The organism is Staphylococcus sp. GDX8P80P (assembly GCF_017893095.1).
Classification (GTDB): domain Bacteria; phylum Bacillota; class Bacilli; order Staphylococcales; family Staphylococcaceae; genus Staphylococcus; species Staphylococcus borealis.
This window is the reverse complement of the sequence record NZ_JAESMI010000039.1, coordinates 20767-27530: the sequence shown is the minus strand read 5'-3', so window position 1 is coordinate 27530 and position 6764 is coordinate 20767. Positions and strand designations below refer to the sequence as shown.

Annotated in this window: 7 protein-coding genes; 5 read left to right on the top strand and 2 right to left on the bottom strand. The window is 32.5% G+C overall.

Annotated elements, in window-relative coordinates:
- Window positions 1-152: 152 nt before the first annotated feature.
- Both KA858_RS04975 and KA858_RS04970 read right to left on the bottom strand, forming a co-directional pair.
- Window positions 153-692: a hypothetical protein gene (locus tag KA858_RS04975; protein WP_210125812.1), complete on the bottom strand. Its 540-nt coding sequence runs from the start codon at window positions 690-692 to the stop codon at window positions 153-155.
- A 127-nt stretch (window positions 693-819) separates the two neighbouring features.
- Entirely contained in the window at window positions 820-1350 is a 531-nt protein-coding gene (locus KA858_RS04970) for a pentapeptide repeat-containing protein (RefSeq protein WP_210125814.1), read from the bottom strand.
- 281 nt (window positions 1351-1631) lie between these two features.
- Here KA858_RS04970 and KA858_RS04965 point away from each other — a divergent pair, with 281 nt between their 5' ends.
- From KA858_RS04965 to gmpC, 5 genes are all read left to right on the top strand, one after another.
- The gene (locus KA858_RS04965) at window positions 1632-2528 is read left to right on the top strand and encodes a PLP-dependent cysteine synthase family protein (RefSeq protein WP_053030344.1); all 897 of its coding nucleotides are present in this window, start codon (window positions 1632-1634) and stop codon (window positions 2526-2528) included.
- Window positions 2529-2533: 5 nt separating this feature from the next.
- On the top strand, window positions 2534-3679 hold the full coding sequence (locus KA858_RS04960; protein ID WP_053030238.1) for a bifunctional cystathionine gamma-lyase/homocysteine desulfhydrase: 1146 nt from the start codon (window positions 2534-2536) through the stop codon (window positions 3677-3679).
- Between the two features lie 259 nt (window positions 3680-3938).
- On the top strand, window positions 3939-4961 hold the full coding sequence (locus tag KA858_RS04955; protein WP_210125816.1) for a methionine ABC transporter ATP-binding protein: 1023 nt from the start codon (window positions 3939-3941) through the stop codon (window positions 4959-4961).
- Window positions 4962-5621: a methionine ABC transporter permease gene (locus KA858_RS04950; protein ID WP_053030236.1), complete on the top strand. Its 660-nt coding sequence runs from the start codon at window positions 4962-4964 to the stop codon at window positions 5619-5621. It abuts the gene before it with no gap.
- Between the two features lie 37 nt (window positions 5622-5658).
- The gene (gmpC, locus tag KA858_RS04945) at window positions 5659-6504 is read left to right on the top strand and encodes a dipeptide ABC transporter glycylmethionine-binding lipoprotein (RefSeq protein ID WP_107630185.1); all 846 of its coding nucleotides are present in this window, start codon (window positions 5659-5661) and stop codon (window positions 6502-6504) included.
- Window positions 6505-6764: the final 260 nt, after the last annotated feature.

Below are 6764 nucleotides of genomic sequence, written 5' to 3'. Positions count from 1 at the left end.
CCCAACACAAAAAATCACGAAAGTGATTTTACAAGCTAAGCAAGTTGGGGTCGGGGCCCCAGCAAAGAGAATTTCATCAAGAAATTCTACAAACAAAGCAAGCTGGGAGTGGACGACGAATTTAAAAGAATTCTGTCCCACTTCCTGTTTTTTTACTTGAAACGAGCATTGATAAAGTCGCGCTCAATTTCTAATAACGTTATATAATCGTTAGACATTATTTCTTTACCAATCTCAATATTTTTAGAAATAATAAAGTCGGCAAGTTCACGATTATCTTCCTCAGAATCAAAGAATGTGAGTGCCCGTTTTATTGTATCCTTTTCGGAAAAGAGGATTAACGTCCGTCCGTAGGTTAAGTCCTCTTTACTTCTTTGATACGAAGCTTCTAAAAACGCAAATATTTTTGCGCCATCATTGTATTCAAAGGCTGTATTGATATCACTTTGAACTTTATCAGCAATATTTGACAATCGTGATTGTTCTGCTGGTGCTTCAGGCCTATAGTAATCTCTTACATATTCTTTCCATTTCGTTAATTCAGTATCAATATGTTGTTTTAATTCTGAGTTATTATTTTTTGTATTGAATGTATCAACGCGTTGTTGTAAGTCGCTTAAATCTATTAAATCGTCACGATGAAGTTGACTCTGTTCAAATGCTTTATAGTGATCATTTTCATGAGTAGCCATGAATCATTCCCTCCCTTTGAAATACTTAAATGATTATTCCTTTAACAGTTCTATTTGAAACATATGTTTTAGAACATTAAAGAGATTATTGATAAGTTAGGAAGTGTATAGGTGTAACTACTCAAGGTTACATATTTTCAAAATGAACGTCTTGTTTACGTAATTCTTTCATGACTTTCTCAGAAATTGCAGAATTATTAATTGAAACATTTTTAAAAATGCAATCTTTAATTTTTACGCTATCTAGTTGGCATAAATCTAATGCTACATTTTCAAAGACTGCTTTCTTTAAAACAACATCCTTGAAAGTAACGTTACGTAGGCTACAGTCTTTAAAGGTCGTATGTTCTATCGTTAATGCGTTGAATTCACTATTATCGAAAGTAGTTACACTGTAATTCACTTTACGCATTAGTGTCTTAAAGAAATTAATATTCACAAAAATACTACTGCTAAAATCACAATTAATTAACTTAGTATTAACTACGGAATGAACATTTTTAAATATACCTTCTGAGAAGTCGCAATTTTTAAAATAACTTTTATTGACTTCTAAATCGTCATACATCGCGTTTCTGAAGGTACTATGAGTATATTTTTTACTTTTAAACTGTTCATTAGTGAACACAGATAAAGATAAATCGGCTTTTGATGTCATTATGATTCTCCTTTAAGTATGATTCATATAAATCATCAGTTATTGCTTTTGCATCGTTATTATCGTAACACGAGTATTAAGTTGAACGATAGTTATTGAGATACGAGTACATGTATGATTACATAGGAAATTTTAAAATTTGTAGTTTTGCATAAATCTTAAGATTAACGTATAATTCATAGTGATTGAGTAAGAATTTATAAAACAGTATTGGGAATCATGAATATTTTAAACAGAAGGTAGGTTGAGTCAAAGCGAATAAATCGCTTTAGATGATTAATATGATTGCATTTGACTTAATAGGACAAACACCATTAGTATTACTGGAAAGTTTCAGCGATGAAAATGTTCAGATATATGCAAAATTAGAGCAATTTAATCCGGGTGGCAGCGTGAAAGATCGACTAGGTAAATATCTTGTTGAAACAGCTATAAAAGAAGGTCGTGTGTCATCTGGCGATACAATTGTTGAAGCTACGGCAGGTAATACAGGTATAGGACTTGCAATTGCTGCTAATCGATATCATTTAAATTGTGTTATTTTTGCGCCGGAAGGTTTTTCTGAGGAGAAGATATCCATCATGCGTGCATTAGGCGCTGATATTAAACGTACACCGAAAGCGCAAGGAATGATTGGTGCGCAAACTGAAGCAAGACGTTATGCTCGAGATTTCGGAGCGGTATATATGAACCAATTTGAAACTGAGCACAATCCAGCTGCATACACCCATACATTAGGGAAACAATTGACAGATGCTTTACCAAACATTGACTACTTTGTTGCTGGTGTTGGTTCGGGAGGCACATTTACAGGTGTTGCACAGCATCTTAAACAATACAATGTAAAGAATGTGATTGTTGAACCTGAAGGCTCAATATTGAATGGTGGCGAAGCACATGCACACGATATTGAAGGTATTGGTTCAGAGAAATGGCCAATCTTTTTGGAACGTAGCTTAGTTGATCACATTATTACAGTGAGTGATAACGATGGCTTTGAAAATGTGAAACGCTTAGCGCAACAAGAAGGATTGTTAGTCGGTAGCTCATCAGGAGCTGCACTGCAAGGTGCTTTAGACATTAAAAATAAAATCGATAAAGGCGTTATTGTGACAATTTTTCCAGATGGAAGCGATCGTTATATGTCGAAGAAAATATTTGATTACAAAGGAGAATAATGATTATGAAGAAAAAAACACAAATGATTCACGGTGGACATACAACAGATGATTTTACAGGTGCAGTAACAACACCAATTTATCAAACAAGCACATATTTACAAGATGACATTGGCGACTTGAGACAGGGGTATGAATACTCTCGTACCGCTAATCCAACACGTAGTGCTATTGAAAGTGTGATTGCTAATTTAGAAAATGGGAAACATGGTTTTGCTTTTGGTTCAGGCATGGCAGCCATTAGTGCGGTTATTATGTTATTAGATAAGGGCGATCACCTTATTTTAAATTCTGATGTATATGGTGGAACTTACCGTGCCTTAACTAAAGTGTTTACGCGTTATGGCATCGATGTTGATTTCGTAGATACAACACATATCGAAAATGTGAAGGATTATATTAAACCAGAAACTAAAATGTTATATGTTGAAACACCATCTAACCCATTACTACGTGTAACTGATATTAAACGTACTGCAGAAATTGCAAAAGAAAATAATTTAATTTCAGTAGTAGACAATACATTTATGACACCTTATTATCAAAACCCATTAGATTTCGGCATTGATATTGTATTACACTCAGCTACTAAATACATTGGTGGCCACAGTGATGTAGTAGCTGGCTTAGTTGCTACTGCAGATGACGAACTTGGTGAACGTTTAGCATTTATTTCAAATTCAACAGGTGGTGTGCTTGGACCACAAGACAGTTACCTATTAGTCCGTGGTATTAAAACATTAGGCTTACGCATGGAACAAATTAATCGTAACGTTGAAGCGATTGTTGAAATGTTACAAAATCATCCAGCCGTTCAACAAGTCTTCCATCCAAGTATTAAAGACCATTTAAATCATGATATTCATGCTTCTCAAGCTAGCGGTCACACTGGTGTCGTAGCGTTTGAAGTAAAAGATACAGAAGCAGCCAAACAACTTATTCGTGAAACACATTACTTCACACTAGCTGAAAGTTTAGGCGCAGTTGAAAGCTTAATTTCAGTGCCTGCTTTAATGACACATGCGTCTATCCCTGCCGATGTACGTGCTAAAGAAGGTATCACTGATGGACTCGTACGTTTATCAATCGGTATTGAAGATACTGAAGATTTAGTTGAAGATTTAAAACAAGCCATCGATACTTTGGAATAACTATAAAAAAATAAAAATCTTAAAAAAAGATGTTGACCCTAAAATAACTACGTAACAATACGTGTTGTTTTAGGGTTTTTTTAAATTGTTAAAAAAGGCAGAAATAGGTAAGAAATGATGATATCAAAATAATTTTGTTCTATCTTTAAATTCAGAAAATTTTAAAAATTTTTAAAATAATATTGACGCACAATTTACTTTTAAATATAATTCATTTATTCATATAGGCAATAGAAGTAATAAATGAGGGTGACATCGATTGATTGAATTTCAAAATGTGAATAAAGTATTTCGCAAAAAGCATGAAAAAATTCATGCCTTAAAAGAAGTATCTTTCAAAATAGATAAAAACGATATATTTGGTGTTATTGGCTATAGTGGTGCTGGAAAAAGTACGCTCGTACGCTTGGTCAATCAGCTAGAAAAAGCAACAAATGGACAAGTGATTGTCAATGGTCATGAAATTAATACATATAGAAAAAAAGAACTCCGTAACATAAAAAAAGATATAGGAATGATATTTCAGCATTTTAATCTTTTAAACTCAAAAACAGTTTTTAAAAACGTAGCAATGCCACTTATTTTAAATCATAAAAGTAGTTCTGAAATAAAAGAAAAGGTAGAAGAAATGCTAGAATTTGTAGGATTAGCAGACAAGAAAAATCAGTTTCCTGATCAATTATCTGGTGGACAGAAACAACGTGTCGCAATAGCTAGAGCACTTGTCACTAATCCTAAAATTTTATTATGTGATGAAGCAACAAGTGCGCTAGATCCTGCTACAACAAACTCTATTCTTCATTTATTGAAAAATGTAAATGAGACTTTCGGTATAACAATTATGATGATTACGCATGAAATGAGTGTAATACAAAAAATTTGTAATCGAGTGGCAGTTATGGAGCGCGGTGAAGTGATTGAATTGGGCACTGTTAAAGATGTGTTTAGTCACCCTCAAACTAAAACTGCTAAAAGCTTTGTTTCTACAGTTATAAATACAGAACCGTCACATAATTTACTTGAATCATTTAAAAGAAAGGATTGTCATTATACGGATTACAAACTTTTTATTGATGAACATCAAATTAAATTTCCTATTATAAATGAACTCATTAGTCAATATAATTTCGATATTAATATTTTATTTTCATCAATGTCTGATATTCAAGAAGAAACAGTGTGCTATTTATGGTTGAGATTTAATCATGACAGCAATTTTAAGCGTGATAAATTAGAAAGCTACTTTAAGAATCATAGTATTCAGTTTGAGGAGGTGCATTAGATGTTTGGTTCAAGTATTGATGCATCTCAATTATTACAAGCATTATATGAAACATTGTATATGGTCACAGTTGCACTTATCATAGGTGCCTTAATTGGTATTCCATTAGGTGTTCTATTAGTTATAACTCGTAAAAATGGTATATGGCCTCAATCTATTGTAAATCACATACTTAATCCGATTATAAATATATTAAGATCGATACCATTTATTATTTTATTAATAGCTATTGTGCCTTTTACGAAATTATTAGTAGGAACGTCAATAGGGACAACAGCAGCTATAGTTCCTTTAACAGTGTACGTAGCGCCTTATATAGCTAGACTAGTTGAAAACTCACTACTAGAAGTAGATGCTGGCATTATTGAAGCGGCGAAAGCGATGGGAGCATCACCTATTCAAATTATTAGATATTTTTTAATACCGGAAGCGTTAGGCTCGCTTGTATTGGCAATAACGACAGCTATTATAGGGTTGATTGGTAGTACTGCTATGGCTGGTGCAGTTGGTGGAGGTGGAATTGGTGATTTAGCATTAGTGTACGGTTACCAAAGATTTGACACCTTAGTCATTATTATCACAGTTATTGTATTAATAATTATCGTACAGATTATTCAATCATTAGGTAACTTTATTTCTCGATTAATTCGTCGAAATTAGTTACTTGAAATATAATTTTATTAAGGAGACTTTGTGAATGAAAAAGATTATTGGATTAATATTAGCGACGTTGATCGTCCTTGCAGCTTGTGGTGGAGGCGGAGACAATAAAAAAGTGACGCTAGGCGTAGCCTCAAACGATACAGCTGCATGGGAAAAAGTTAAAGAATTAGCGAAAAAAGAAAATATTGATATTGAAATTAAACACTTTTCAGACTATAACGTGCCAAACAAAGCATTGAGTGATGGCGATATTGATATGAATGCATTTCAACACTTTGCTTTTTTAAATGAGTATAAAAAAGCACATAAAGATGCCAAAATTGAGGCAATTAGTACAACTGTCTTAGCACCATTAGGCATTTATTCTAAAAAGGTGAAAAATATTAAAGATATAAAAGATGGTGCAGAAGTTACAATTCCTAATGATATATCAAATCAAGCACGTGCTCTAAAATTATTGGAATCAGCAGGTTTATTAAAGCTTAAAGACAACTTTGGTTTAAATGGAACTATTAAAGATATTCAATCCAACCCTAAAAACATAAAAATAAAAGCAGTAGACGCTCAACAAACTGCGCGTGCTTTAGATGATGTTGATTTTTCAGTAATTAATAATGGGGTAGCAACTAAAGCAGGATTAGATGCTAAGAATGATCCTATTTATTTAGAAAAAACGTCTTCTGATGCAGTTAAACCATATATTAATGTTGTAGCAGTAAATTCTAAAGATGTAGATAATGAGACTTTCAAGAAAATTATAGAACTTTATCATGGTAAAGAAGCACAAGAAGCATTGAAAAAAGATACAAAAAATGGAGAAAAAGCAGTTAATTTATCAAAAAAAGCTATCAAAGAAATTGAAGATAGTTTAACTAAATAATATTTGAAATGAGTCGGGTAAGGTATGAATACTTACTCGACTTTATTAATAAAAGATGAATACGTCATATTTTAGTCGATTTTATATCAAACACGATACATTAATCGGTGAAAATGTGTTATACACTTATGAAAAGTAAATTATATTTCTAAGGATATTATTTGAAATTTTATAGTAGTGCACAAAAAATTCATAGACATGTAATCAAAATGAAATGGAATATCATGCCAAATTGTATTAATTTAGTATAAGTACACTAC

What these genes read in the sequence shown, in the direction of transcription:
- KA858_RS04975 (WP_210125812.1), bottom strand. Translation starts at nt 692, where the DNA reads ATGGCTACTCATGAAAATGATCACTATAAAGCATTTGAACAGAGTCAA.
- KA858_RS04970 (WP_210125814.1), bottom strand. Translation starts at nt 1,350, where the DNA reads ATGACATCAAAAGCCGATTTATCTTTATCTGTGTTCACTAATGAACAG.
- KA858_RS04965 (WP_053030344.1), top strand. Translation starts at nt 1,632, where the DNA reads ATGATTGCATTTGACTTAATAGGACAAACACCATTAGTATTACTGGAA.
- KA858_RS04960 (WP_053030238.1), top strand. Translation starts at nt 2,534, where the DNA reads ATGAAGAAAAAAACACAAATGATTCACGGTGGACATACAACAGATGAT.
- KA858_RS04950 (WP_053030236.1), top strand. Translation starts at nt 4,962, where the DNA reads ATGTTTGGTTCAAGTATTGATGCATCTCAATTATTACAAGCATTATAT.
- gmpC (WP_107630185.1), top strand. Translation starts at nt 5,659, where the DNA reads ATGAAAAAGATTATTGGATTAATATTAGCGACGTTGATCGTCCTTGCA.